This is a genomic window from Olleya sp. Hel_I_94 (assembly GCF_007827365.1).
Taxonomy (GTDB): Bacteria; Bacteroidota; Bacteroidia; order Flavobacteriales; family Flavobacteriaceae; genus Olleya.
Genome location: NZ_VISI01000002.1, coordinates 2903048 through 2930000, shown reverse-complemented (window position 1 = coordinate 2930000; position 26953 = coordinate 2903048). Strand labels below are relative to the sequence as shown.

Genomic DNA, 26953 nt, shown 5'->3' with positions numbered 1-26953 from the left:
TCGCTCGCCACTACTAACGGAATCACTTTTGTTTTCTTCTCCTCCGGGTACTTAGATGTTTCAGTTCTCCGGGTTTACTTCCTTTCGGATAACATATCTTCAATATGCTGGGTTGCCCCATTCGGATATCTACGGATCAATTTGTATGTGCCAATCCCCGCAGCTTTTCGCAGCTTATCACGTCCTTCATCGCCTCTGAGAGCCTAGGCATTCCCCATACGCTCTTATTTAGCTTATTGTACTATTTGCTTTTTAATGAGTTCTATGCAGTATTATACTACGATTAGTATAATACCACATTAATTTTAATGAGAAAAATCTCACTAAATTTTCATGTATCTTTTTTCAATATGTCAAAGAACTTTTTCAGTTAAAACTGAATAGTGGAGAATATCGGAGTCGAACCGATGACCTCCTGCGTGCAAGGCAGGCGCTCTAGCCAGCTGAGCTAATCCCCCATATAGGAATCCCGAATGTTCTATTCAGAATTACTTATTTAGAATTGACAACTTCTAGAATTTCCTTTTATCATAGTATTAGTAGTCTCAGGCAGACTCGAACTGCCGACCTCTACATTATCAGTGTAGCGCTCTAACCAGCTGAGCTATGAGACTCTACTATAATAGATTATAAATCAACAGCAGGAGAATAAACTTTTTGTTTACATAAAAAAACACAATAATTGTCTTTCTCTAGAAAGGAGGTGTTCCAGCCGCACCTTCCGGTACGGCTACCTTGTTACGACTTAGCCCTAGTTACCGATTTTACCCTAGGCCGCTCCTTACGGCGACGGACTTCAGGCACTCCCAGCTTCCATGGCTTGACGGGCGGTGTGTACAAGGCCCGGGAACGTATTCACCGCATCATGGCTGATATGCGATTACTAGCGATTCCAGCTTCACGGAGTCGAGTTGCAGACTCCGATCCGAACTGTGATAGGGTTTATAGATTCGCTCCTGGTCACCCAGTGGCTGCTCTCTGTCCCTACCATTGTAGCACGTGTGTAGCCCAGGACGTAAGGGCCGTGATGATTTGACGTCATCCCCACCTTCCTCACAGTTTGCACTGGCAGTCTTGTTAGAGTTCCCGACATGACTCGCTGGCAACTAACAACAGGGGTTGCGCTCGTTATAGGACTTAACCTGACACCTCACGGCACGAGCTGACGACAACCATGCAGCACCTTGTAAATTGTCCGAAGAAAAGTCTATTTCTAAACCTGTCAATTTACATTTAAGCCCTGGTAAGGTTCCTCGCGTATCATCGAATTAAACCACATGCTCCACCGCTTGTGCGGGCCCCCGTCAATTCCTTTGAGTTTCATTCTTGCGAACGTACTCCCCAGGTGGGTCACTTATCACTTTCGCTTAGCCACTCAAACCGAAGTTCGAACAGCTAGTGACCATCGTTTACGGCGTGGACTACCAGGGTATCTAATCCTGTTCGCTCCCCACGCTTTCGTCCATCAGTGTCAGTATATTATTAGTAATCTGCCTTCGCAATTGGTATTCTATGTAATATCTATGCATTTCACCGCTACACTACATATTCTAACTACTTCATAATAACTCAAGACAACCAGTATCAAAGGCAATTCTACAGTTGAGCTGCAGGATTTCACCTCTGACTTAATTATCCACCTACGGACCCTTTAAACCCAATGATTCCGGATAACGCTTGGATCCTCCGTATTACCGCGGCTGCTGGCACGGAGTTAGCCGATCCTTATTCTTACAGTACCGTCAAGCTCTCACACGTGAGAGTGTTTCTTCCTGTATAAAAGCAGTTTACAACCCATAGGGCAGTCTTCCTGCACGCGGCATGGCTGGATCAGAGTTGCCTCCATTGTCCAATATTCCTCACTGCTGCCTCCCGTAGGAGTCTGGTCCGTGTCTCAGTACCAGTGTGGGGGATCCCCCTCTCAGGGCCCCTACCTATCGTTGCCATGGTGTGCCGTTACCACACCATCTAGCTAATAGGACGCATAGTCATCTCTTACCGTAACCTTTAATGTCATCTTGATGCCAAGTTAACATACTATAAGATATTAATCCAAATTTCTCTGGGCTATCCCTTAGTAAGAGGTAGATTCTATACGCGTTACGCACCCGTTCGCCGGTCGTCAGCGGAGCAAGCTCCCTGCTACCCCTCGACTTGCATGTGTTAAGCCTGCCGCTAGCGTTCATCCTGAGCCAGGATCAAACTCTTCATCGTTAAATTTTAAGTCTTACGACTATGTTTTAACAATTAATAATGTTTTCAGTACTCAAAATGGTTTATTCTCGTTTGTTTAAATTAATCGTTTCCAATTAATTTTTACGCTGTCAATTCAATATGTTTATGAACTTTTTTCTCTGTCTCTTAAGATGTTATTTCCTTAAGCGGGTGCAAATATAATTCGCTTTTTTAAATCCCACAAGCTTTATTTAAAAAAAAATTTTTTTTCTTTTTTAAACTTCACTTTCAATATATCTTAGAACGTTTCCCTTTACTCTCAGTAACATCAGTTACGTCGTTTTCGGGGTGCAAATATACAAGCCTTTTTCTTTCCCGCAACCCTTTTTTTAATCTTTTTTTAATTTTATTTTAATACAAACCTTTAATGCCTTATTGCTAACAGGTTATAGTCTAATATTTTTTTTAATTATTTTTTAATCTTAAGCTTATTGACAAACAAGTAATATTGACACTATTTAATTTGTTTACTGTTAAGCAGCGCGTTAGGGATAGAACGGTATGTTTGAGCTCTTTTTTTGATACGTACCTATATTAAGTAGTAAATTAATTAATCCATAAAATGTATTGTAATAAATAGTAAAAACTGTGCGCTAAAAAAAAGCGAGTAGTGATAGCCCGACCCTTTGGGTAACGCCAACATTATGCTATAGAAAGAAATTCCAGACTAAACCAAATCGAATTGTAAAATCACGATATGGTTGATTGGCTGCCGAATAATAATCTTTTGCAGTGAAGGCTGAATTAAAATGTTCGGCTTTTAAAAATATTCTAGTTTGTCTAATTTTTGCGTTGACAAAAAAGTCTAGCCTTGGGAATCCTCCGAACTTTTCTTGATTTTGAGTATAGAACTCGGCTAATAAAGGGTCATAACTATTCATATTATATGAACTGAAATAATTGAATATTATTCCGGTTTGCAAAAACATTGCTTTTTTGAATACTTGATTTGAATAGTATAGTGTATTGCGGGTTACTATCTGAGGGACGTTTAAGACATTGGAGTTATCTTGGACGTTTTGATATAACACGGTATTGTCTAAAGCGAAATTTTTATACCTGATTTCTTTTTGAAGTTTGAGTTTTAAATAGGTAATCGCATCGCTATTTTGGTATGGTTTAACATTGCCATCTTCATTTTTTGAGAAATATACATAATCATTTATTGTATTTAGATCTACCGTTAGATTCGCATATTTTTTGGAATCTATATAAAAAAGTAATTGCTGTGATTTAATATTATTAAATTGATTACTCCAGTTATAATTTTTATAATCACTTTGAAAAAGCAATGTGTTAAAATTTGGAGCTATGGATGAGTGATTGATATTAGCTAATATTTTAAGGTCACTATTTAATTGATAAGATGCTGTCCCTGAAATATAGTTTCCGTCAAAATCTCCTGTTACATTTAATCCTGCGTTACCATTTAAATTAAAACCTTTGTACTGCTTATTATATTTTGCTCCTACTGAGACTACATCTCCAATTAACCTATTAGTTATAGTTCCTGAATTAAGTGCTACAATTTTATCATACCCATAGTTATAGTTATTATGAGTTGCATTAAACTGAAGATTACCTAATGTACCATTTTTGTAGTTTAATTGTAATTGGTTTGTAAATTGCTCTAGCTCTGTCCTATCCTTTAAGCTTGAAGTACGGAAGGCTTCTCCAAAATAATCGGTATTGGCTGCCGATTGATCGAATGTATAAATCTTATCCTCAAGTGTCATTACATGTGCTAATTGAAGACTGTTTGAACTTAAAGAATCCTTAGGTCTAATAAAATCGTAGCTATGATTTAAATAAAATCGTTTGCCTAAAAGTAGATTTTCTGCATTTTCAAAATTTACTTCTAACACTCCTCTGTCGTCAAAATCAGGGTCTCCAGATTCAAAAAACGCAAGGTTGTCATCTTTTAACCCTCCATTTTCTTGAGTTAATAAATCCTGAGAGGTAAAATGTGTATTTAAAATATAACGCCTATTTTTTGTTTTATAACTTGCTGTCATCCTAAGATTTCCTGAGCTAGTTAATGAGTTTTGATATATACCTAAAGACCTAACGCCTTTATATCCAATTGATAAATTAAACTGTTTTGACGTATTGGTAGTAAAAAACGCATCTAATTGCTGTCCTTGGGTTAAGGCAGTTTTAAAATAAAGTTCTGTTAGTGGTGTCGGCACATGATAATAATTGATGTCCTCTGCATCTAAGTAGTTAAAATGCTTTGCTTTTGCCCCAAATCCCGGAATTAAATGGGTGTCGTTAAAATTATAAGTAAGACTATTATAAGTCTGACCAATATTAGCAAATGGCATTAAACCAAACTCGTCACGTCTTAAATAATTGTATTTATACTCTTTATTTATTGTTAAGGTCGTATCTAAATATGTAGTATCTCTTAAATGATTAATAATCAAATAATCTGTAATAACAGCCTCTTTTTTTTGTGTTGATTTAGCACCTACACTACCCTTTTTAACGCTATCCTGAACGGTAACAACATTAGATTGGGCTGTAGATATCGCTTTATTTGAAGTCTTTTTTACTGGTCTTTGCGCATAAGCAAAAACAGTTATGATGAATAAAAGGAAAGAGAAAATTATTTTTTTCATTAAATGGTGACTATTTTAGACCTTTAATTAAAAGCTGAATCATTTATTTTTGCCAAAAATAGCAAATATCTTTATGGTTTTGTGGTTTCTGTTAAGAAAGGAACAAAATTGAAACAATATAACGTCAAATCTTCTTTTTTATTTAATGCTAAAATTAAAATATACCAATCACAAATTAGAATGCGGAACTGATGAAGCTGGTCGTGGTTGCTTAGCTGGACCTGTTACTGCTGCTGCTGTAATTTTAAAATCTAATTTTAAGAATGAAATTTTGAACGACTCTAAACAAATTAGCGAAAAAAAAAGAGATTTATTAAGACCAATTATTGAAAACGAAGCATTGTGCTTTGGCTTTTATCACATCCATGAAGCTGAAATTGATGATATTAACATATTAAACGCTTCCATTTTAGCGATGCATAAGTCAATTGAAGCCATGAAAAAAACACCCGAGTTTATTATTGTGGATGGAAATAAATTTAAACCTTATAAAGACATTCCGTTTGAAACGATAATTAAAGGAGATGGTAAGTTTTTAAGTATTGCTGCAGCGTCTGTTTTAGCCAAAACATATCGAGATGAATACATGAATAAAATCCATGAAGAGTTTCCGATGTACAATTGGAAACAAAATAAAGGCTACCCAACTAAACAACATCGTGAAGCCATAAGAAAATACGGTCCTACTAAATACCACAGAAAATCTTTTAAGCTGTTACCAGAACAATTGAAATTAGAATTGTAACTTATTATATTTGCACAAACTCTCTACTTTTATGAAACATATATGGTGTTGTTTACTATTTATTTTTTTGATAATATCTTGTCAAAAATCTACTAACAAAAATACAATTGAAGATTATATTTTTAGTCAAGCAGATTATGTATTAACCATTAACAATCTAGAAAACTTTAAAAGTAACATAACCAATAATCATTTTATAGACCAATTATCTAACACAAGGTCTTATAAAAACATTTGTGAGAAACTAGAATTATTAAACCAAATAAAAAGTAAACAAAAGGTTTACGTCAATCTGTTTAAAGATAAAAAGGATAGTTTACAATATAGTTTTGTGACTAAATTAAATGATACTGTTTTTAAACTTGATAGTTTAAAGATTAAACGAGAGCCTATAAAGTTAAAAGGGTTATCTGCTGAAAAAATCACAAATAAAAATCAAATAATTTATGTTTCTACAGTTGGAAACCTACTTATAGGAGCTAATAATCTTGATCATTTGCAACACTTAATAAATAGTAAACCTGACAAAAATTCGATTAAAAAAATAATAGCTACTCAAGATAAAGAGGCATCGTTTTCAGTATACACAAACACCAAAATTGGCTTAAACAGCATGTTTGTTAACAAAAACGTGCTATCTAAAAACTTTACGGATTACTTGACGTTTGATACAGAAACAGGTCAAAACCAATTAATTTTAAACGGAATCACTAAAGCTTCTGACACGACAAACAAGTTGCTAAACGTGTTTAAAAACACTTTACCACAGGACAACCAGTTAGCACAAATAACACCATCCAATAGTGATGGCTTTTTAAGTATTACTTTTAATGATTATAAAAAATTTAGTCATAACTTAAACAAATTCAATAAGATTGACACTCTTAAATCTAAAACGACTCTTTTTGATAATATCGTAGAATTTGGTGAAATTTACAGTGACACAACTAGTGCTGTTGTATTAAACTCTATTGATATTATTAGTACTCAAGAAGCCTTACTTAGTGAAAAAGAAAAAGTTGAAGACTTTAGAGGTATTAGCATTTATAAATTTTCTAAACCTGGACTATTTAACGATTATTTAAAACCATTTGTTAATTTGGACAAGGCTGCTAACTACTTTATAATAAATCAGTTTTTAGTATTTGCATCTAATACAGAGACACTGGAAAATATAATTGTTAATTATCAAAATCAGACTACAATAAATGATCGCGATTATTACAAAGATTTGAAGAAAAACTTAAGTAATCAAGCATCTATACTTCAGGTTATAAATCCTATTAATCTTAGTAAAATAGTAAAAACTAACTTGAATACTAATTTTGATTTTAAATTTGACAACTACAAAACAACTGCTTTACAATTTATTTACGACATAGACTTTGCACACTTTAATGCCATTATTAAGCAAAGTAAACCATCGGTTTCAGACAACTCGGTTATTGAAATGTTTAATATTAAATTAGATAATGACATACTTACTAACCCTCAGTTTGTTAAAAACCATCGTACAAAACAAAAAGATATAATTGTGCAGGACATAGCCAACACCTTATATTTAATATCTAATAGTGGTAAAATACTATGGAAAAAACAATTAAAAGGCCACATTTTAGGATCTGTTAATCAAATTGACATGTACAAAAATGGACGTTTACAATTAGTGTTTGCTACTGCTAATCGCGTTTATGTTTTAGATCATACAGGAGAGGATGTAAAACCGTTTCCGATGACCTTTAATGATGATATTACGCAACCTCTTTCTGTTTTTGACTATGACAATAACAAAAAATACCGCTTGTTTATAACACAAGACAAAAATGTACTAGTTTATGATAGTCAAGGTAAAACGGTCAAAGGTTTCAACTTTAAACAAGCAGAAGAAACTATAAACACACCACCTCAACATATTAGAATTGGCCGAAAAGATTACCTGCTATTTAAAACAGACAACCAATTATACATTTTAGACAGACGTGGTAAAACCAGAGTGACTCCTAAAACAAAACTTAGTTATGCAAATCAAGCTATCTTTAATTATAACTCGGATTTTATAACAACAACTAAAGACGGTAAGTTAGCAACTATAGACCAAAAAGGAAAGGTTACAGTAAGTAATACAAACCTGTCAGAAAACATAACTTTAAGCGCGACTACAAAAACATTAATTACACAAAGTGACAATACTTTAAATATTAAAGATCAAACCTTACAATTAGATTTTGGTAGCTATACGCCTGCAAAACTTTTTTTAATTAACAATAAAATATACGTTTCTACTACAGATAAGCAAACTCAAAAAGTAATGTTATTTGATAGTAATGCAAAGCAGCAAGATAACTTTCCTGTATACGGTACATCAGCTATAGATCTTGATAATATTGACAAGGATAATAATCTAGAGTTTGTGACAAAAGGTGAGAGCAACTCTGTGTTGGTTTATAAAATAAATTAAGTGACTGAATAAAAGGTTATTACAGCTAAAAAATTGATGATTTATTTAAATTATTCAATTAAAACGTTAACTTTATGATACTTAAAACATTAAGTAAACATAAATCAAACACTATTTTATGAAAGCTGTAATTATATCTCTATGTACTTTATTTCTGTTAGCTAATTCTTGTAATAACAATGATAAAGCTGAAATCGATTTGTCTGAACAAAACACTTTAACCGAAAGACAGCTTTATACCATACATATTCAAAACACAGATCAAAGAAGCACATACACTGCAGCTAACGACTCTATTGCGATTGGAGGAGGAGATCCTCTTCCACCTTGTCCTGACAGTTCCTTCACAGACTGTTGTCCATCTGTTAAATACATAAGTTTTGACAAGGACACTAAAAACATAAAGATTATCTTATTGGACAACAAAGACAATCCAATTCAAACTTTTACAGCTGATGATTTAACGACATTAAAAGATAGCACTCTTGTATTTCCGGTAAATAAAATGAAATCATCAATATGTGACGGAACAAACAAATTACAAGTTACCACTAACAATAAAAAACCTTATAATGTTATGTTTAAAAAGTAAGATGAATGAAATATATCTTATCTTTTATATGCTTAATTTCACTTCAAGTTAGTCTATCACAACAGTCCAGCCAAGCTTTAGAAAAAACAATAAAAAAACTAAGTAATAAAGCTATCAATATTGCAACTAGCAACCAAGACTCAGCGTATTATTACTTTAAACAAAGTATTAAAGTTGCAGCAATCAATAAGCATTGGAATTATGCAATGGATAATTATTTTGAAATTTACAACACAGCGTTTTACCATAATAATTTTACCAAACGACAATCTACTTTATTCACTATTGACTCCTTATATAATAGTCAACAAAATTACTTTAACACCTTAGAAAACAGTCTTAAATATAAAAACCATATTAACTTTTATTATGGTTTTTATTATTACCGCTTAAACAATTACGAAGCAGCTAAAAATCGTTTTCAAAAAATAATTGATAACACAGCAAACGCTGACAACTCCCAACTTTTAAAAAACAAAACGTTTCTTTCTGTAGCTTATAGTTATGTGGCTAAAATGAATACTGACGAAGGTAAATACGCCTTATCTAAAGCACTGTATGATAAAAATATCAGGTTTTTAAAAACAATAGATAGTACAAATAATGATTTGATATACTCAAACTATAATTTGCTAGCCGAAGTTTTAAAAAAAGAAAACAAGCATAAACAATCTAACAGCTATTTTCTTAAATTTTTAAACTACTACGATAATAAAGGTGGCTCAAACAATATTATGTCTTCGTGTTTTAATATTGCCAAAAATTACATTCAATTAAAAAAAATTGATAGTGCTAAATTTTATCTAAAAAAAGCTAAGCAGTATTTAGACATAAACCATATGTACAATGTAAATTATTATAAACTATACTCCGAAATATATGATAATGAAAACAACTATGAAAAAGCATTAAATGAATTAGATAAAGCGCTAGATTTTTACAAAAAAAAAGCCACTAGATCGTATAAAAACAACCAATATATAGCAATTACAAATTCTGATATAGGCGAGTTGCATCAAAAGTACGATGATCCAAATAAGGCTATAAACCATTATAATATAGCTATAAATTTATTTGAAAATGATTCTATTAAATCAAGCATTAATCAAATAAACTTATTAAAAACATTAAAGCTAAAAGCTATTACATTAAACAATCTTAATAATCCTATTGAAACTATCAACACCGTAAATTATGCTATTAGTATTTTAGACAAACTAAGACCAACCTTTAGGTATAATGATGACAAACTTTTTTTTATTGAAAATGCTTTTCCATTATTTGAGTCAGGTATAGAGGCCTGTTTTACTTTAGATAGCAAAAGCAATAATAACACTTATATAGATCAAGCTTTTTTATATGCAGAAAAAAGTAAAAGCATTTTACTTTTAGAAGCATTATTAAGTAGTAAAGCTACCAATTATGCAAATATCCCAAAAAACATAATTGAAGAAGGAGACGTTTTGAAATATAAAATTACCACTTTAGAAAAAAAACTAAACGTTAATAAAACTGAAACTTTAAAAGAGGAGTTAACCAACTTAAAACTAGAACATACTAATTATTTAAAACGTCTAGAGTCAAACTATAAAAATTACTTTAATTTAAAGTACAATTCAAAAGGGATTAGTTTAAAAAAAACACAACAACTATTATCTAAAAAAGATATGCTTATCTCCTATTTTTATGGTGAAAATGCGATCTATGCATTTGGAATAACTAAAAACACAAAACAACTTAAGAGAATAACATTGGATTATAATTTTAATGATTCAATAAAATTAACATATAAAATGCTTAGCAATCCTAAGTCCAATTTAGAGCTGTTAAGAAAAAATCTAGAAAGTTTACACGATAAGATAATAGCTCCTATTAATAAATTAAATCAAAATCTAATAATTATAGCAGATGGATTGTTAAACTACATACCTTTTGCTGCTTTAATTGATAAAAAATCCAATTATTTACTTGAAAAACATAATATAAGTTACATTAATTCTGCAACATTATTACAGCAATTACAAGCTAAAAAATCTAATAATGGAAAACTTTTAGCTTTCGCGCCAAGTTTTAACAACAGCAAATTACTAGCGTTACCTAATAACTTAAAAGAAGCAAAAGATTGTGCAGATTATTTTAAAGGTCAAGTATTAAGTCATGACAATGCTACCTTACAAAATTTTAATACTAAAAGTACTAATTATAGTATTTTACACTTGGCAACACATGCTGTTTTTAATGATGAAGCTCCTGAGTTTTCGTTTTTAGCATTTACCATTAAAAATAGGCAAAACGGTTATCTGTATACTAAAGACTTGTATAATTTAAAACTCAATGCCAATTTGGTTACCCTATCTGCTTGCGAGAGCGGAATAGGAAATTTAAAACGTGGAGAAGGATTATTAAGTTTAGCAAGAGGCTTTTACTTTAGTGGTGCACAAAGTATATCTAGCACACTTTGGAAAATTAACGATGCGTCTTCTGCTGCATTAATGTCAGATTTTTACAAAAACCTTTCAAAAGGACAACCTAAAGACTTAGCCTTACAGCAAGCTAAGCTAACTTTTGTAAAACAAAATAAAGACAATGCCTTATCACATCCATATTATTGGTCTGCATTTGTAATTTCTGGAAATACTGAGCCTTTAACCTCAACGCATTATTGGTTATGGATTATAGCAGGAATACTGCTAATAGTAATATTAGGTATACTATTAAAAAAGAAAAATAGTTAGTTTAAACTTTCAAGTAACGTTTTAGCTTCCTCCTTTTTGTAATTATAATTTGCAATTAAAGTTTCAAAATATTTAGTGGCTTCGGTTTTATTATGCTGTTTCAAATTAATTAAGGCCAAATACCAATTAGCTTCTGCTTTAAATTCAGCTTCATCTGCTGCTGTTTCTATTTTAAACAAATCTTTTGCTTTATCTAATTCGCCTAAACCTAAATACGAATTTGCTTTATAAAAATTAAAGTAGGGTTGTTTATTTTCTATTTTATTAAATTTTTGAATTGCTAAATTATAGTCTTCGGTTTCATAAGCTACAAAAGCTTCACGTTCAAGACTACTTGTATCTTCCCCTCTTGTAATAGTATAAACTGTGTTTGGATAGTTTTTATAATTGCTAGCATATAAATCCTCATAATTTACACCAAAAAAAGCATCGTAACCAAACCAACCAGCTGCTAAAAAAAAGACAATGGATGCAGCAATGCGCCAATTAAACCATGATTTGGCATTGTTTTGCTCAGTCTTTATCTTTTTTTCAAAACCCTGTAGTTTTAATTTTAAAATCTCGCTTTGTTCTGCCTTAATGACTTGCTTGATATTATTTTCAAATTCAAATTGCGCTTTAAATTCAGAGTCCGTTTTTAATAAATTATTAAACGCCTGTTCTTGCTCTGGAGTCAAAGTATTAGAAAAATATAGATATAAAAGTTGTTCTTTATCCATGTTATTTTGGATTGCTATTAATACGTTGTTTTAAGGTTTTTAGGCATCTAGACTTAGCGCTTTTAATAACGTTTTCGCTATTATAATTACTATGTTTTAAAATGTCTTTAATGGTAAATCCTCTGTAATAAAATAAGGTAAGTAACTCTTGACATTGCTTACCTAAGTCTTTAAAATGCTGTTTTAGTAGCTTTTGCTCTTGGGTTAACGCTTCATTTTCAACCTCCAAAGTAGTTACTAAATCATCAGAATCCTTAACTAAGGATAAATCAAAATTAGCGCTTACTTTTTTGTTGTTTTTTTTCATCTTATCAAAGATTAAGTATTTACCAATACTAAATAAATAAGTAGAAATACTGCTTGTAAAGCTTTCAATTTTACCACTCATTACATTGTTATAAAACACGATATAAGCATCTTGGTAAATATCTATAATGTCATCGGTATCCAAATTATAACGTCTAGCAAAATTTATAAACTTATCTCTGTTGTCTTCATACACTTGCTGAAGCGCTTGGTCTGAGCCCAGTTTTAAACTTTGAAGCGATATTTCTTCTTGGTTATTTGCCATTTAATACTTGGTTTGAAGGAAAGGTTAACACGTAAAAGTAAAATTAACTTTTTTTTAAAATAAAAAGCATCTTCTGTTAACCTTTTTAAAATCAAAACATTAATAAGCGTAATTATAAAACTTTAAAAAAATGAAAACGCTGCTATTCACAATCATGATACTATTAACTTTTACTATTAGTGGACATGGACAAAACAAAACTACTACTAAAGATTCCACTACTACTAACTCTAACAATTTTTTAGATAAAGGGACTCAAACTTTAACCAGCCTTTTTGGCGAAAACCTTGATGGTAAAGCTAACGGAAAAGCAATAGGATATTTAGAGTTATTAGAAAAATCGGACTTAGCTGAAAAACAAAAAACAGAGCTAAAAAATCAATATTACTTGATATCTAAAGATTTGACACAAAAACAAAAAGACTCATTAGGACAAGCTATTGGAAAACAAATAAAGGAAGCTAAAAAAGACGAATAATTAATCCATTAAAAATAAAACAATGAAACTTTTAAAACCCTTACTAATAATATTAATGTGCTGCTTTGCAACGTCAAGTAATGCACAGATCTGGAAAAAACTAGCTAAAAAAGCAGAAAAAGCTGCTGAAAAAACTTTAGAAAAGAAAGTTGAACAAAAAACCGAACGCGAAACAGAAAAAGCTTTTGATTCTACATTTAATAATAGTAGTGATCCTAAAACCGCTACTAGTAATAATAAATCACCTTTTGGCACTAGTACATCTGCTGAAACTCCTGCAAACACCTACACATTTTCTCATAAATACGTCATGCAAATAGAAGATGGCAAACGCACAACAAACTTAGCGTACTATTTAACTAATGCTGGAAATTATTTTGGAACTAGTATTCCTGATAAAACAGGTAAGAATGATGTGATAAGCGTTATGGATATAGACAAAAAATCCATGTATATGTTTATGGACAATAAAGGCGACAAAACACTAATGGCTATGGGTTTAAACTTTGAGGACTCCACTAACGACGCTATTAATCAATCCAAAATAAGCATAATAGCTACCGGAAACACTAAAACAATATTAGGCTATACATGTGAAGCTTTTAAAGTTAAAGGACCAGACATTGAAGGTACTGTTTGGATTACACAAAACGCAGGTATATCATTTGTAAAATCCATGTACAACCTTAAAAGCAAAAAAGGGAACAATCAATCTTGGATGAAAATGATAGATGGACTAACGCTAGAAATGGATATGGTTGACACCTCTAAACGCAAACCCAAAGCCATAAAAATGACATGTATTGCTTTGGACAAAACCACTATAACCATAAAGTCATCTGACTATAAAAAACTAATGTAAACTATTAATTATAAACCAATAATAAAATGAACATTTTTAAAACACTAAGTATTTTACCATTAATTATTTTAAGCTTAAACTGCCAAGCTCAAGACGTTTTTCAAGCCAAAACCAAAGGGACATTTTTAACTAACGGAAGCATATTAGTATACAATACAACCCGAAAAATTAATGATAATAAAGCCACTGCTTTTACAACTAATATTACACCAAAAGCAGGTTATTTTATAGCAGATAATCTTGCTATTGGACTAGAGCTTTCCATAACTACCAATAAAGAAAAACAAGAAGATGAGTTTTTTGGAGATATAGAAACCACAACTAATGGATTTGCAGTATTACCTTTTGCTAGATATTATTTAGACAATGGTATTTTTGCCGAAGCTGTTGTTGGTTTTGGCTCTCAAAAAACATCTACTGAAAGTGATTTTAGCGAACTAGGAACGTTAGAAACTAAAGCATCATCCTTTGGATTTAGAGTTGGTGTTGGCTATTCTTTTTTCTTAGGAGATCATGTCGCTATTGAACCTTCTATAAATTATTCTTGGGAAGACATAAATCCAGAAGATGCACCTTCAGAGTACAAAGAGACTTTATCATCCATATTTTTGGGTATTGGATTGTCTGCTTATTTTTAATTGATAATATTCCTAAAACTGATTGATTGAGTTTTCATTATTTAATTTAGTTTAAAAGCCGAAACAAATGTTTCGGTTTTTTTTATTCTATGTGTTAACCTTTACTTACTAATACCATTAATAAGTGTTATTAATCTTAAAACATATTTAATTATGGCAACAAAACAATTTACAGTTAACACTTACAAAATGGCTTTGGGTTATCAAAATTCTGCAACATGGAATGGTAAAAAAATTAAAATCCAAGGTTACATTACCTGTTATGACAAAGACCACAGATTTATTATGTACTTTTTACATGACTCAAGTCCTGTACCTGATCCAACTTATATTCCTGCTAACAAAGTTGGAGCCATATTTTTACCATTTAAAGACATGCCAATGTATGTTGATATGGTTAGAAATGAAAAACCAGTGTATGCTTACTTAAATTCTACTCACCCAGAATGGAATAGCATAAAAACCTCAAACGAGCCTGTTGGTGAAGAAGAAAGCTAGAATTAGTCAATTTAGTTTAAAAGCCGAAAAATATTTTTTTCGGCTTTTTTTTATCTCTCATGTTAACCTTTACATTTTTGATCTATTAATAGGAAAACAAAAACTATTAATCATTTAAACAAAAACACAATGAAACATTTATTATTAAAATCAAAATTTGTCCTATTAGCAATTATAGTTGCTTTTAACTTTTCATGCTCAACAGAAGATGGTGCAGATGGTCCTGCTGGTGCAGACGGTATTGATGGAATTAACGGAGCAGATGGTATGGACGGAAACGCTAATGTGCAAACAATTACTATTGATGCTTCCACTTTTTCAGGTAACTACACCTCTATATCAGTACCAGAAATAACACAAGAAGTCCTAGACAATGATGTTGTACTTACCTATTTAACAGATAGTCCTAATTATTGGGTTACAATACCATGTCCTTATGATAGTGTTGCATTTAACTTTTCTGTACACGTAATACACTATTTAGAAGGCATCGATCTAGATTATAATGATGCTTCAGGATCATTTTACAATATTTCTGCAGGAGACCTAACATCTTTAAAAGTTATAATTATAAAATCTTCATCTGGCGCTAGAATTGCAAACAACAATAAACAGCAAACTTATAATCAACTAAGTCAAGCAGGAGTTGACATTACCAACTATTACGAAGTCTGTGATTATTATGGTATCAAATACTAATATTAATATCAAATCACAAAATAAACCGAAGCAAAGTCTTCGGTTTTTTTGTGTTGTATTTAGGCTATATTTAGTAACATTGTATTTTAAAACAAACACCATTTTTAATAATGATTAATCGTAACAAAGCCTCTATTTTAAAGTGTATTATTCACAAAGTAGGAAACAAACATAACGATACAAAAAATGCCTTTTCTGAAAAAGAACTTATTTTTGATGAAGCCAGTTATGAGTTAATGGTTCCTTTTTTACTAAGACCATTTACAAGCTTAGTCCAAAGTCACAGATTTAATCATCATGCCAATATCGAGCTAAATGAAATTAATGCTTACACTAAAGAAATTTTTGCAGATGACGAAACTTTTGTGGACGTCTCCAAAAATGTAGTTAAACATTTATATGAGCAATCAACCTCTGCACAAATTAAAACTGGAGACGTAATTGTTGCCTATTTTGATGGTATTGAGCATAATGAAATGGTTGTGGATGCTATTGGAATTTTTAAAATAGAAAACAAAACCAACTTTTTTCAAACCTATTTAGAAGATAACAGTTACGATGTATTAGTCCAAAAGGGGATCAATGCTAAAAAAGTAGATAAGGGTTGTTTAATTTTAAATACAGGAGATGCCGAAGGTAAAGTTGTGTTAACCGTAGACAACAATAATTATGATGCTGCGTATTGGATAGATAAGTTTTTAAACATAAAATATGCAGATGACTACAATAGTCATACACAAAACTATCTTGAGCTTTGTAAAGAATTTTCGACAGAAATAATTAAAACAACCTATGGAGCCCAAGAGCATAACACCTTTTTAGCTAAAACTATTGACTTTTTTAAAGAAAATGAAATAGTAAATGTCGAGCGTTTTAAAGACGAAGTATTTGTGGAAGACAAACACATGGATTTATTTGAAAGCTATAAAAAAGATTTTGAATCAGAACAGAATGTGTTAATCAGAAATCAATTTGATGTCTCAGAAAAAGTTTTAAATAAAGAAAAGAAAAAAATTAAAACCGAAATTAAATTGGATACAAACATCCAAATTAAATTAGACATAGACGCTCCTGATGCAAGTGCAGAATACCTTGAACGTGGTTATGACGAAGAGAAAAAAATGCATTATTACAAAGTGTTTTTTAACGTCGAAGCCTAAAACCAAACGCTATAAACATGTCTATTAAAACCTTGTCCATTATAATTCCTGCTTATAATGAAGAAAGCACTATCACACTAATACTGGACAAGATTAATAGTGTAACATTACTATTTGGTATAAAAAAGCAAATTGTAATTATTGACGATTGCTCTACAGATCAAACAAAAAAAACCATTGAAACTTTTATTGCTAATAATCCTAATTTAGATATTAAGTTTTTTAAGCAAGAAGTAAATCTAGGTAAAGGTGCAGCACTCCATGAAGGCATTAAACAAGCAACTGGAGATTATGTTATAATCCAAGACGCAGATTTAGAATATGACCCAAACGAGTATAACGTCCTATTAAAACCAATCACAGACGGATTTGCGGACGTCGTGTATGGTTCAAGATTTATGGGTAGTAATCCACATCGTGTATTGTTTTTTTGGCATACTATAGGAAATAAGTTTTTAACTTTTTTCTCTAATGCAGTAACCAATTTAAACCTTACAGACATGGAGACTTGCTATAAAATGTTTAAAAGCGAAATCATTAAATCTGTTAACCTCAAAGAAAAACGCTTTGGTTTTGAACCCGAAGTAACTGCTAAAATTTCTAGGATACCTTACATACGTATTTACGAAGTCGGTATTTCATATTATGGAAGAACCTATCTGGAAGGTAAAAAAATATCATGGAAAGACGGTTTTAGAGCCTTATATTGTATTACTAAATATGGGCTATTAAAAGGTAAATAGTGATGACAAAAAAATTAATCATTTTAATTTCTATTGCCTTCACCTTACTATTCGCTTATTTTAGTTGGCCTTATAAATTAGGTATCACGCCAGACTCTGTGTCCTATATTCAAATAGTAAAAAGTATTTTACTAGGTAATGGCATCGTAGACGAAAACGGAATACTAATTACGCATTGGCCTCCACTTTACCCATTATTAGTAGCATTAACGACCAAGCTATTTAATTGCAGTATACTTACAGGCGCCTTTATATTAAATGTAGGACTCCTTTCTACAATTTCATTAATTTTTTACAACCTTTTAACAACACTAAAAATTGACAAAAAAGTCATTCCTTTTATTGTTATTTTACTTTTAACCTCCTACTCATCACTAGTCTTTATTTACTTTTTAAGCGAAGGGTTATTTATGGTTTTACTACTGTTAGTAACATTGCTTTTTATTAAATGGGTTAAAACTAGCAGTTACAAATATCTTATTTGGGCTGGAGTAATATCTAGCGTGTTATTATTAACTAGATATGCAGGCTTAGGATATATAGGTGGTTTTGGGTCTTATATTTTAATACTCCATAAATCTAAAATTAAACCAAGATTAAAGGCGGTTTTAATTTATACAATCTCCTCTTTAAGTCTATTTATTCTCTGGCTTATTTACTGTTACTATTTTAACAATTCTAACACCATAAGAAATATCGATTTTTTTGGTTTCAGATTTAGAAGATTATTATCGTTAACCAAAACAATAATTTACTGGTTTTTATATAATGGCTATATAGCAACAATCATTTTAAGCGTCATAGTTATTAGTTTTTTTAAATTTAAAACCATACAAAAAATAATAATAGTACAAGTTAAATCCTGTACACCTATCATTTTATTATTGGTAACTTTAATGTGTTCTTATACAGTATTTATAGTAATTTCTATTTCTTTTTTTGATGAAAACGTGCCTGTTAACACCAGAATATTCTTTCCCTTTTATTTTATCATACTAACACTAGTCGTTTTAATTTTAAACCCAATTCTAAAACCGAAACAATATCAGCCAATAACCATAGTCCTTTTTATAATACTATTACTATCCAATATTTTAAACACCTACAAATTAAGAGTCAATCATTATCAAAACGGTACGCAGTATAGTGCAGAAGTATGGAAAAACTCCCAATCTATTAACTACATAAAGTCCCAAGACACATTAAATCTTTATACCAATGCACACGATATCATGCGTTTTTATAAAAATGTAAATAACCATAAACTTCCATTTGTAAATACAAAAACTTACGATAGTACTTTACAAAAAATGACCCAAGATATCAAACAAGGTAAAGCTCAAATCTTGTTTTTTAATAATATAAATCGACGCTATTTTATATCTAAACCGGATGTATTAACCCATTTTAAAGATTTTAAAATTCACTATTTTAAAGATGGTATACTAATCAAAAACTGATAGACCATTTTTAAATGTAAATACTTTTAACTAAATTGATTGCTAATTAAGCTAATAATCAATAACTAACCGTTTTACATGAAATCCCTTTTATACCTAGCCTTTATTTTAAGTTCATTTATTGCTAACGCACAATATCACACTGCCAAAATACTAATGACAAATGGAACCGTTAAAGATGGCTTAGCTAGACTACCTTCTAATAAAATGTTGGATGGTAAAGTAGAATATAAATCTAGTGCAAAAGCTAAAGTTTTAAAAATTGACGAAGACAGTATTTCTCAAATTTTATATACTGCCAAAAACGGAAACAAATTTTTATTTGTCAGAAATAATGTTGTGCACTTATTTAAATCTTTTGGAAAAGAAATAGTTTCAGAAAAAAAGAATAAACATTGGATGTTACTTATATATGCCAATGATGCTATTAAAGGTTACTCGCTTGCACAACGCTATAAGTTGGATAAAAAAGGAATCATGAAATCCATAACTGGAGCACACTCTATTTGGGAATTTGTTTACTTTTTATACCAACGTCCAACAGAGGACAAAGCCTATATAGTAAGTGGTAAAGGGTTTACTAATGGTCAAGTAAAAAAAGCAATGGGTATTTATTTTAAAGATTATCCTGCACTTGTAAAACGCATACAAAACAAAGAGTGGAAACACTTTAGTTTAACAGAGATTGCAGAGGCTTACCTAGACTATGTTAAGGACTAAATTTATATAAAGTTAGCTTCAAACATAGCGCTAAAATGCTTTAATATTTTAGATTTCACTTCTGCTTCATCCACAGACTTAACACCTAATTCTACTTGCATGGAAGTTACTGCTTTACCTTTAATTCCGCATGGAATAATATTATCAAAGTAACCTAAATTAGCATTGACATTAAGTGCAAAACCATGCATTGTAACCCAACGACTAGCTCTAACTCCCATTGCACAAATTTTACGCGCAAAAGGGGTTCCTACATCTAGCCAAACACCTGTTTCTCCTTCACTACGTGTTGCTTTTAAACCATATTCATCTAAAGTTAAAATAATAACTTCTTCTAAAAAACGTAAATATTTATGGATGTCTGTAAAAAAATTATCTAAATCCAGAATAGGATAACCAACTAATTGTCCAGGACCATGGTACGTAATATCTCCTCCTCTATTAATTTTATAAAACGATGCACCTTTCTCTTTTAATTGGTCTTCGTTTAACAATAAATTAGACATATCACCACTTTTACCTAAAGTATAAACGTGTGGATGCTCCACAAATAAAAGGTAGTTATTAGTTTCTAGACCAGCAGCTTCCCTTCTATTTTTAATTTTTGTATCTAAAATACCTTTAAATAATACTTCTTGATAATCCCAAGTCTCTTTAAAGTCTTTAGTACCTAAATCTTGTATTTGTACGTTCTTATTCATGGTAAAGTTTAATGTTACAAAGATACAATTTATCTTGCCTATTCCCTATAAAAGAAAAGATTTGGCAGTATTTAACAAACCGTAATTTCTTAAATTTAATATCAAAACCGCAAATCAAATCCTTATATTTGCGTCTTAAATTTATTACAATAATACTATGTCACAATTATCTGAGCTAGAGCTCGTACGTAGAGAAAAACTTGCAAAATTACGCGAGTTAGGTATCAACCCTTATCCAGCAGATTTATATCCTGTTTCTAACAATTCTAAACAAATAAAACAGGAATTTAAGGAAGGCAAACAGGTTGTTATTGCAGGTCGTTTGATGTCTAGACGTATTCAAGGTAATGCTAGTTTTGCAGAGCTGCAAGATAGTGAAGGTCGTATTCAGGTTTATTTTAACAGAGACGAAATCTGTACAGGTGAGGACAAAACAAAATACAACACTGTTTATAAAAAACTTTTAGATATTGGAGATTTTATTGGTGTAGAAGGTGAGCTTTTTACCACTAAAGTTGGCGAAAAAACAGTAATGGTTAAAAACTTTACAGTTTTAAGTAAAGCTTTAAAACCCTTACCGCTGCCTAAAACAGATGCCGAAGGTAATACATTTGATGCTTTTACAGATCCCGAACAACGTTATAGACAACGTTACGCGGACTTAGTTGTAAACCCTAAAGTAAAAGAAGTTTTTGTAAAACGTACTAAGTTATTTAACGCGATGCGTGACTTCTTTAATTCGTCTGGATATTTTGAAGTAGAAACACCAATATTACAACCTATTCCAGGTGGTGCTGCTGCACGTCCTTTTATTACACACCATAACAGTTTAGACATACCATTATATATGCGTATTGCTAACGAGCTGTATTTAAAACGACTTATCGTAGGTGGTTTTGAAGGGGTTTATGAGTTTTCAAAAAATTTCCGTAACGAAGGAATGGATCGTACACATAATCCAGAATTTACAGCAATGGAAATTTATGTAGCTTATAAAGACTACAATTGGATGATGGATTTTTGCGAACAATTACTAGAGCATTGCGCAATAGCTGTAAACGGAACATCTGAAGCTACATTTGGTGAACATAAAATAGATTTTAAAGCGCCTTATGCTAGAGTCACTATGGCAGATTCTATTAAACACTTTACAGGTTTTGATATTAATGGTAAAACAGAAGATCAAATACGTACTGCTGCCAAAGACATGGGTATTAGCGTAGATGCAACCATGGGTAAAGGTAAATTAATAGACGAAATTTTTGGAGAAAAATGTGAAGGTAACTACATACAACCAACCTTTATTACAGACTATCCAAAAGAAATGAGTCCTTTATGTAAAGAGCATAGAGATAATCCAGAATTAACAGAACGTTTTGAGTTAATGGTTTGTGGTAAAGAAATAGCAAATGCATATTCAGAGCTAAATGATCCAATTGACCAACGCGAGCGTTTTGAGCACCAATTAAAATTAGCTCAAAAAGGAGATGACGAAGCTACCGAGTTTATAGATGAAGACTTTTTACGTGCATTAGAGTACGGAATGCCTCCAACATCAGGAATGGGAATTGGTATGGATAGATTAATTATGTTTTTAACCAATAATAAATCAATACAAGAAGTCCTGTTTTTTCCACAAATGCGACCAGAGAAAAAAGCATTAGCGATTAGTGATGAAGCGAAGTCAATTTTAAAAATTGTAAAAGAATATAACAAAGTTGACTTGAAATGGTTAAAAGAACAAGTTGGTTTAAGTAATAAAAAATGGGATAAGTCAATGAAGGAGCTTGGTAAACATGGTTTAGTCAGTGTTAATAAATTACCTGAAGGAACATTTGAAGTTTGGTTTGAATAACTATATTATTTAAGTCGATTACATAAAATCAGAACTTAGTACTTACTAAATACTTATAATAGGTTGCCACTTGGCAACCTATTTTTGTTGTAAATAATAGCAGATTGTCTCAAAATAGTGTCACATATCTGTCACTTGAGTAGAAATTATCTTTTAAATTTAGTAAACAAAACAAATAATAAGTATGTCAGTTAATCTAAGAACAAAGTATTTAGGCAAAACTAATCTTTCAAAGAAAAACAGACCGTATAAAAAACAATTAGATTACAATTTAAACGGAAAGAGAGTTAGAGAAACAATAAAAGAAGTGACTTTTAATCCCACTGATTCCAAAGAAATAAGGAAACAAAAAGATAGATTAGTTGAAAATATCAGGGCTAAATTAGAAATTGAACTAGGTAATGCAAAGAATGGTTTAGTATCAAGACAGCTTCAAAAAGCTAATTTCATACTCTACTTCGAGAAATTAGGAAATAAAAAAGAAGAGAAAACAAAAACTGCTTGGGATAATACTCTAAAACATTTAATTACTTTTCAAGGTAAAAAAATAAGTTTCGAGAATATCTCTTCTACTTGGGTAGAAAACTTTATTGAATATCTTAAAAATCAAGGATTAGCTAATAACTCAATTGTTACTTATATTAATAAAGTAAACGCAACTCTTAATCATGCTATCAAAGAAAAAATTATCGTAGACAATCCAATTAGATATATCAATAGACCAAAAAAGGAAGAAACAGAAATTGTATTTTTAACAAAAGAAGAAATTCAAATAATAATCAATACAGAATTTTGGGATAATGAAGCAAAAAATGCTTTTCTTTTCAGTTGTTATAGTGGATTAAGGGCATCAGATATTAAAGATTTAAAATGGTCCAACATTAAGGATAACAGAATTCAACTAATGCAGAATAAAACAAAAAACGCAGTATATATACCATTAAATAATAATGCAAAAAACATATTAGAAAAACAGAAACATAATGAAGATTTTGTATTTAAACTTTCTGAACATATTAGTTCAATGAACAGAACAGTTAAAAAACTTATTAAATTAGCTGGTATAAATAAAAAAGTACATTTCCATTGTGCTAGACATACTTTTGCTACTCTATTAGTAACATCAGGTGTAAACGTCTTTACAATTTCTAAATTAATGGGGCATAAGGATATTAAAAGCACTCTTGTCTATGCAAAAGTAATTGATGAAGAAAAACAAAAAGCAGTAGATAGTATGGTAAATCTAGAGTTTTAAATTATGGAATTAAAAAAAGTTAAAGAGTTAGTAGAATACTTTGAAGATAGAATTATTAAAAACTTTGAAACCCATTTTAGCTACTTGGTTTTAGAAGACTTTTATAGTGGTGGTTATGATGATAGAATAGAAGATGAATTTTATTATGACGAATATTACTCGAAGTATGAAAGTGATATTACAAATTTACTTTTAGAGATTGAAGATGATATGAGTAGTGAATTTATGAATCTAAAATTAAGATTAATTAAACTTAAACGAATTATTGATACTAGACTATCAAAAATTGAATCAAACATTAATCCACCATTAAGGAGTAAAAAACGTAATGTTCAATTTATATTAAGCTCTAAAATTGACAAGCAAGAATTCATAAAAACATTACATAACCAATTAATAGAATATAAATTAATTGATACTGATTTTAACAATTTTGAAAAACATTTTGATAAAGATTGGGAAGATAAAATACAATGGAAAGGTACAGAACTTCAAATCGCAAATCTAATAACTAAATTAATAGACAATACGTTTCTTGATATTGAAACTCAAAATTTCAAAAACAAACTTATTACTGCTCACTTCATAAACAAAAAAGGCAACAATTACAAAGAGAAACAACTTAGTTCTGTTTTAGCCGAAAAAAAAGATTATATCCCTGATGATGATGTTACAATAAAAATAATTCAGGAACTAAGTACTAACTTATAACTCACTTTTCACTTATTAAATAAACCCTAGTAATTCAAGAGATTTACGTCATTATAAATCAATAATTATTTTATTATGACTAAAATCTCTCAACTTATCCAAGAGGTAAAACTTCTCAAAAAAGAAATCAAGAAAAGTCATCTTTTCAGAAAAAGAATCTACACTATTAAAGAAGCTGCCTTTGTTTCTGGAGTTAGTGTATCACAGATTCAAAAACTAATTGCTTCAAGCAAGATTCCTCACTCTAAACCAAACGGAAAACTAATTTTTATTAGACGTAAGGATTTAGAATCATTTTTAATGAAAAACTACATCAAATCTATTGATGAAGTAGATATGATAGTAGCAAATAGCCTACTCTCTAATAATAAGTTAAACTAATTTCCATATAACAGAAACTATGATAGATACAATTAAAGGGTATATCCTACTTAATCCCAATAACGATTACAATAGGTTAATAAGCAATTCAAAAATCACAATATCTGAATATGGATACAATGCTTCATTTAATGCAAAGAATATCAAAATAACAATTAGACTTGATAATGATAAAAGACCTTTTAGACTTTTGTTTAATGGTTCTCTTTCTAAATTTCATTTTGGGAATAACCTAAACCATTTAGATAAGTCAGAATTAAAAAAAGCAATTACTAAATTATCAGATTATTTAAAAATAGATATGTCAAATGCTACATTAACAAGAGTTGATTATGGATATAGTTTTACTGTTGATTACCCTGTTCATGAATACTTAAAATGTCTGGCTTCTTTCCCTAGACTAGAATCAATGAGGTATAAAGATTCGGTTACTTTCTTTAGAAAATATGCTAAGAAGAAACTACTATTTTACGATAAAAGAAAAGAGATAAAGAGTCTGTCTAAAGAACTTTTATACTCCCACTCAGGATTATACCTTAATCAAAACATTCTACGTTATGAAATAGGTTTAAGACTTGATTTTAAAAGATTATTTAGTGTGGACAAATTCACATTAGATATGCTTACTAAAGATTTTGTTCAAAATAAATTCTTAGAACTTTGGATTAATAATTACAGTAGAATTAATAAACTTCAATTAGGTTTAGACCCAACAGAATTATTATTTCATCATAATGGAGTATATAAGTACCTGTCCTATCACGGAATTGATAAATTAGGTTTTGATTTTACAAGTGAAACCATTTCAAATTTAGACTTCGATTTAAAAAACCCTAAGAGTAAGCGTAGTAAAATGAAGTACAGAATTAAAGAGTTATTTAATTCAGTGAACGAGAATACACTAGACAAGAATCTAATAGACGAATTAAATAAGAAAATTCATAATATTAAAGATTTTATTTAATAATTAAATATGTCCCCCATTAATTATATAAAAAGACACTTTAGTATATACACCGAGTGCCTTTTTGAAAACCACATTTTTTTTACACCTAGCGTTATATCGATATTTATTTCCTTAATGTTAAAAATAATTTTTATACATTTACAATAGCAAGGATTTTAATTATTAGATTTTAAAGCCTTTTTTCTCCCTAAAAAATAGTTAATAAAGACTTTCAAGTCTTTAGGTTCGTGGCGGAGCTATATATAAATTTTCAACTATTTCTTAATCGCTTAAATACATCACAATATCTATGACTAAAAACGCTAAAAAAATAATTATCGCTATAGAAATTATAGTGTTAATTATAAGTATTATTTGGCTTATAAATGCCGAAGAGTTTGAAGAACCTCTTATTGTTTTACTTGTTTCTATATCTGCTCTAATCGGAACCTTCTTTGTAAAAAGTAAGGAAGAAAAAAAAGAAAAGCAAGATAGTAAAACTACGCTTTCTCAAAAAGCTGGAAAAAAATCTAACCAGTATATGTCTAAAGGAGATATGACTATAAAGAAATAGAATAGTAAATGAGCGAAGAAACAAGCTTAAACCAAGAAGCTGGACCTGACTCCGAACAATACGCTTCTTACGGAAATATGGAAGTTAACAAGCCTGAACTTCATATTCATAATACATCTGAGACTTATGCTGATTATCTAGCTTTAGTTGAAGAATTCGAAAAAGAATTAGATGATGGAAGTACTACCATTTTAGATTTTATAGACAAGATTCAACACTACACATCTAATGTTGACGATAAAGTAATTGGGCTTCATGAAAAACTTAAAAGAGCAGGCTATGAAAAACAATATCGAAGAGTAAATCATCTTAAGGAAAAATACACAAAAGAGTTAACTGAAAATGAATTATCAAAAGCTACTCAAAAAATTCATGCCCATATTTTAGCACAAGTATGGAAGCTGTTTTTACTTCATGTAAATCCAGCTATAGATGAAGGGTATTCAAAGGCACAAATTTCAAAAATAATGGATGAACAAGTTGTTAAGCCTATCGAAGCTATGCTATCAGCTAAAAATGTACTAAACATTTATCCTGATGATATTATAGGAATGATTTATTTTTTAACTGGCAATTGCCATATTACTTGGGATTAG

At 30.5% G+C, this 26953-nt stretch carries 24 protein-coding genes, 2 tRNA genes and 2 rRNA genes (1 of these 28 only partly in view); 20 read left to right on the top strand and 8 right to left on the bottom strand.

Annotated elements, in window-relative coordinates:
* The 5 genes from JM82_RS16245 to JM82_RS16225 form a co-directional block, all read right to left on the bottom strand.
* Positions 1–239: ribosomal RNA gene (locus tag JM82_RS16245) — 23S ribosomal RNA — on the bottom strand; it reaches 2580 nt to the left of the window's first position.
* A 145-nt stretch (positions 240–384) separates the two neighbouring features.
* Positions 385–458: transfer RNA gene (locus JM82_RS16240), tRNA-Ala, on the bottom strand.
* 82 nt (positions 459–540) lie between these two features.
* Positions 541–614 (bottom strand) — tRNA-Ile (locus JM82_RS16235).
* Between the two features lie 82 nt (positions 615–696).
* A 16S ribosomal RNA gene (locus tag JM82_RS16230) occupies positions 697–2214 on the bottom strand.
* The 16S and 23S rRNA genes sit together here with 2 tRNA genes alongside, the layout of an rRNA operon.
* 668 nt (positions 2215–2882) lie before the next feature.
* On the bottom strand, positions 2883–4856 hold the full coding sequence (locus JM82_RS16225; RefSeq protein ID WP_145006578.1) for a putative porin: 1974 nt from the start codon (positions 4854–4856) through the stop codon (positions 2883–2885).
* A 145-nt stretch (positions 4857–5001) separates the two neighbouring features.
* Here JM82_RS16225 and JM82_RS16220 point away from each other — a divergent pair, with 145 nt between their 5' ends.
* From JM82_RS16220 to JM82_RS16205, 4 genes are all read left to right on the top strand, one after another.
* Positions 5002–5601: a ribonuclease HII gene (locus tag JM82_RS16220; protein WP_145006575.1), complete on the top strand. Its 600-nt coding sequence runs from the start codon at positions 5002–5004 to the stop codon at positions 5599–5601.
* A 31-nt stretch (positions 5602–5632) separates the two neighbouring features.
* Positions 5633–8059, top strand: coding sequence for a ribonuclease HII (locus tag JM82_RS16215; protein ID WP_145006572.1), 2427 nt, complete (start codon positions 5633–5635; stop codon positions 8057–8059).
* Between the two features lie 118 nt (positions 8060–8177).
* Complete coding sequence (locus JM82_RS16210; RefSeq protein WP_145006569.1) at positions 8178–8651, top strand: hypothetical protein; 474 nt, start codon at positions 8178–8180, stop codon at positions 8649–8651.
* Positions 8652–8656: 5 nt separating this feature from the next.
* Positions 8657–11386: a CHAT domain-containing protein gene (locus JM82_RS16205; RefSeq protein WP_145006565.1), complete on the top strand. Its 2730-nt coding sequence runs from the start codon at positions 8657–8659 to the stop codon at positions 11384–11386.
* Here the strand turns inward: JM82_RS16205 and JM82_RS16200 are convergent.
* The gene (locus tag JM82_RS16200) at positions 11383–12105 is read right to left on the bottom strand and encodes a tetratricopeptide repeat protein (RefSeq protein ID WP_145006562.1); all 723 of its coding nucleotides are present in this window, start codon (positions 12103–12105) and stop codon (positions 11383–11385) included. The genes JM82_RS16205 and JM82_RS16200 overlap by 4 nt on opposite strands.
* Position 12106: 1 nt before the next feature.
* A complete protein-coding gene (locus tag JM82_RS16195) occupies positions 12107–12676 on the bottom strand; it encodes an RNA polymerase sigma factor (protein WP_145006559.1) in 570 nt (189 codons plus the stop codon).
* A gap of 130 nt (positions 12677–12806) precedes the next feature.
* Between JM82_RS16195 and JM82_RS16190 the strand changes: the two genes are divergently transcribed.
* The 9 genes from JM82_RS16190 to JM82_RS16150 all read left to right on the top strand — a co-directional run bounded on the left by JM82_RS16190 (position 12807) and on the right by JM82_RS16150 (position 19934).
* Positions 12807–13154, top strand: coding sequence for a hypothetical protein (locus JM82_RS16190; RefSeq protein WP_145006555.1), 348 nt, complete (start codon positions 12807–12809; stop codon positions 13152–13154).
* A gap of 22 nt (positions 13155–13176) precedes the next feature.
* Entirely contained in the window at positions 13177–14016 is an 840-nt protein-coding gene (locus tag JM82_RS16185; RefSeq protein ID WP_145006552.1) for a DUF4412 domain-containing protein, read from the top strand.
* Between the two features lie 26 nt (positions 14017–14042).
* Positions 14043–14654, top strand: coding sequence for an autotransporter outer membrane beta-barrel domain-containing protein (locus JM82_RS16180; RefSeq protein WP_145006549.1), 612 nt, complete (start codon positions 14043–14045; stop codon positions 14652–14654).
* A gap of 153 nt (positions 14655–14807) precedes the next feature.
* Positions 14808–15152, top strand: coding sequence for a hypothetical protein (locus tag JM82_RS16175; protein ID WP_145006546.1), 345 nt, complete (start codon positions 14808–14810; stop codon positions 15150–15152).
* Between the two features lie 129 nt (positions 15153–15281).
* Positions 15282–15851: a hypothetical protein gene (locus tag JM82_RS16170; protein ID WP_145006543.1), complete on the top strand. Its 570-nt coding sequence runs from the start codon at positions 15282–15284 to the stop codon at positions 15849–15851.
* Between the two features lie 110 nt (positions 15852–15961).
* Entirely contained in the window at positions 15962–17011 is a 1050-nt protein-coding gene (locus JM82_RS16165) for a nucleoid-associated protein (RefSeq protein ID WP_145006540.1), read from the top strand.
* A 17-nt stretch (positions 17012–17028) separates the two neighbouring features.
* Positions 17029–17754: a glycosyltransferase family 2 protein gene (locus JM82_RS16160; protein WP_145006537.1), complete on the top strand. Its 726-nt coding sequence runs from the start codon at positions 17029–17031 to the stop codon at positions 17752–17754.
* A gap of 2 nt (positions 17755–17756) precedes the next feature.
* Positions 17757–19214 (top strand): hypothetical protein, encoded by a 1458-nt coding sequence (locus tag JM82_RS16155; RefSeq protein ID WP_145006534.1) that lies wholly within the window; start codon positions 17757–17759, stop codon positions 19212–19214.
* A 78-nt stretch (positions 19215–19292) separates the two neighbouring features.
* Positions 19293–19934: a hypothetical protein gene (locus JM82_RS16150; protein WP_145006531.1), complete on the top strand. Its 642-nt coding sequence runs from the start codon at positions 19293–19295 to the stop codon at positions 19932–19934.
* Between the two features lie 2 nt (positions 19935–19936).
* On the opposite strand, the gene lipB is transcribed toward JM82_RS16150, so the two are convergent.
* Positions 19937–20635: a lipoyl(octanoyl) transferase LipB gene (gene lipB, locus JM82_RS16145; protein WP_145006528.1), complete on the bottom strand. Its 699-nt coding sequence runs from the start codon at positions 20633–20635 to the stop codon at positions 19937–19939.
* Between the two features lie 157 nt (positions 20636–20792).
* On the opposite strand from lipB, the gene lysS reads away from it, so the two are divergent.
* The 7 genes from lysS (at position 20793) to JM82_RS16110 (ending at position 26953) form a co-directional block, all read left to right on the top strand.
* The gene (lysS, locus tag JM82_RS16140) at positions 20793–22490 is read left to right on the top strand and encodes a lysine--tRNA ligase (protein WP_145006525.1); all 1698 of its coding nucleotides are present in this window, start codon (positions 20793–20795) and stop codon (positions 22488–22490) included.
* 184 nt (positions 22491–22674) lie between these two features.
* Positions 22675–23745, top strand: coding sequence for a tyrosine-type recombinase/integrase (locus JM82_RS16135; RefSeq protein WP_145006522.1), 1071 nt, complete (start codon positions 22675–22677; stop codon positions 23743–23745).
* 3 nt (positions 23746–23748) lie between these two features.
* Complete coding sequence (locus tag JM82_RS16130) at positions 23749–24456, top strand: hypothetical protein (protein ID WP_145006517.1); 708 nt, start codon at positions 23749–23751, stop codon at positions 24454–24456.
* 75 nt (positions 24457–24531) lie between these two features.
* Positions 24532–24837 (top strand): helix-turn-helix domain-containing protein, encoded by a 306-nt coding sequence (locus JM82_RS16125; RefSeq protein WP_145006514.1) that lies wholly within the window; start codon positions 24532–24534, stop codon positions 24835–24837.
* Positions 24838–24856: 19 nt separating this feature from the next.
* Positions 24857–25801, top strand: coding sequence for a phage/plasmid replication protein (locus JM82_RS16120; RefSeq protein WP_145006489.1), 945 nt, complete (start codon positions 24857–24859; stop codon positions 25799–25801).
* A 292-nt stretch (positions 25802–26093) separates the two neighbouring features.
* Positions 26094–26357: a hypothetical protein gene (locus JM82_RS16115; RefSeq protein ID WP_145006486.1), complete on the top strand. Its 264-nt coding sequence runs from the start codon at positions 26094–26096 to the stop codon at positions 26355–26357.
* A gap of 8 nt (positions 26358–26365) precedes the next feature.
* Positions 26366–26953: an ABC-three component system protein gene (locus tag JM82_RS16110; protein WP_145006483.1), complete on the top strand. Its 588-nt coding sequence runs from the start codon at positions 26366–26368 to the stop codon at positions 26951–26953.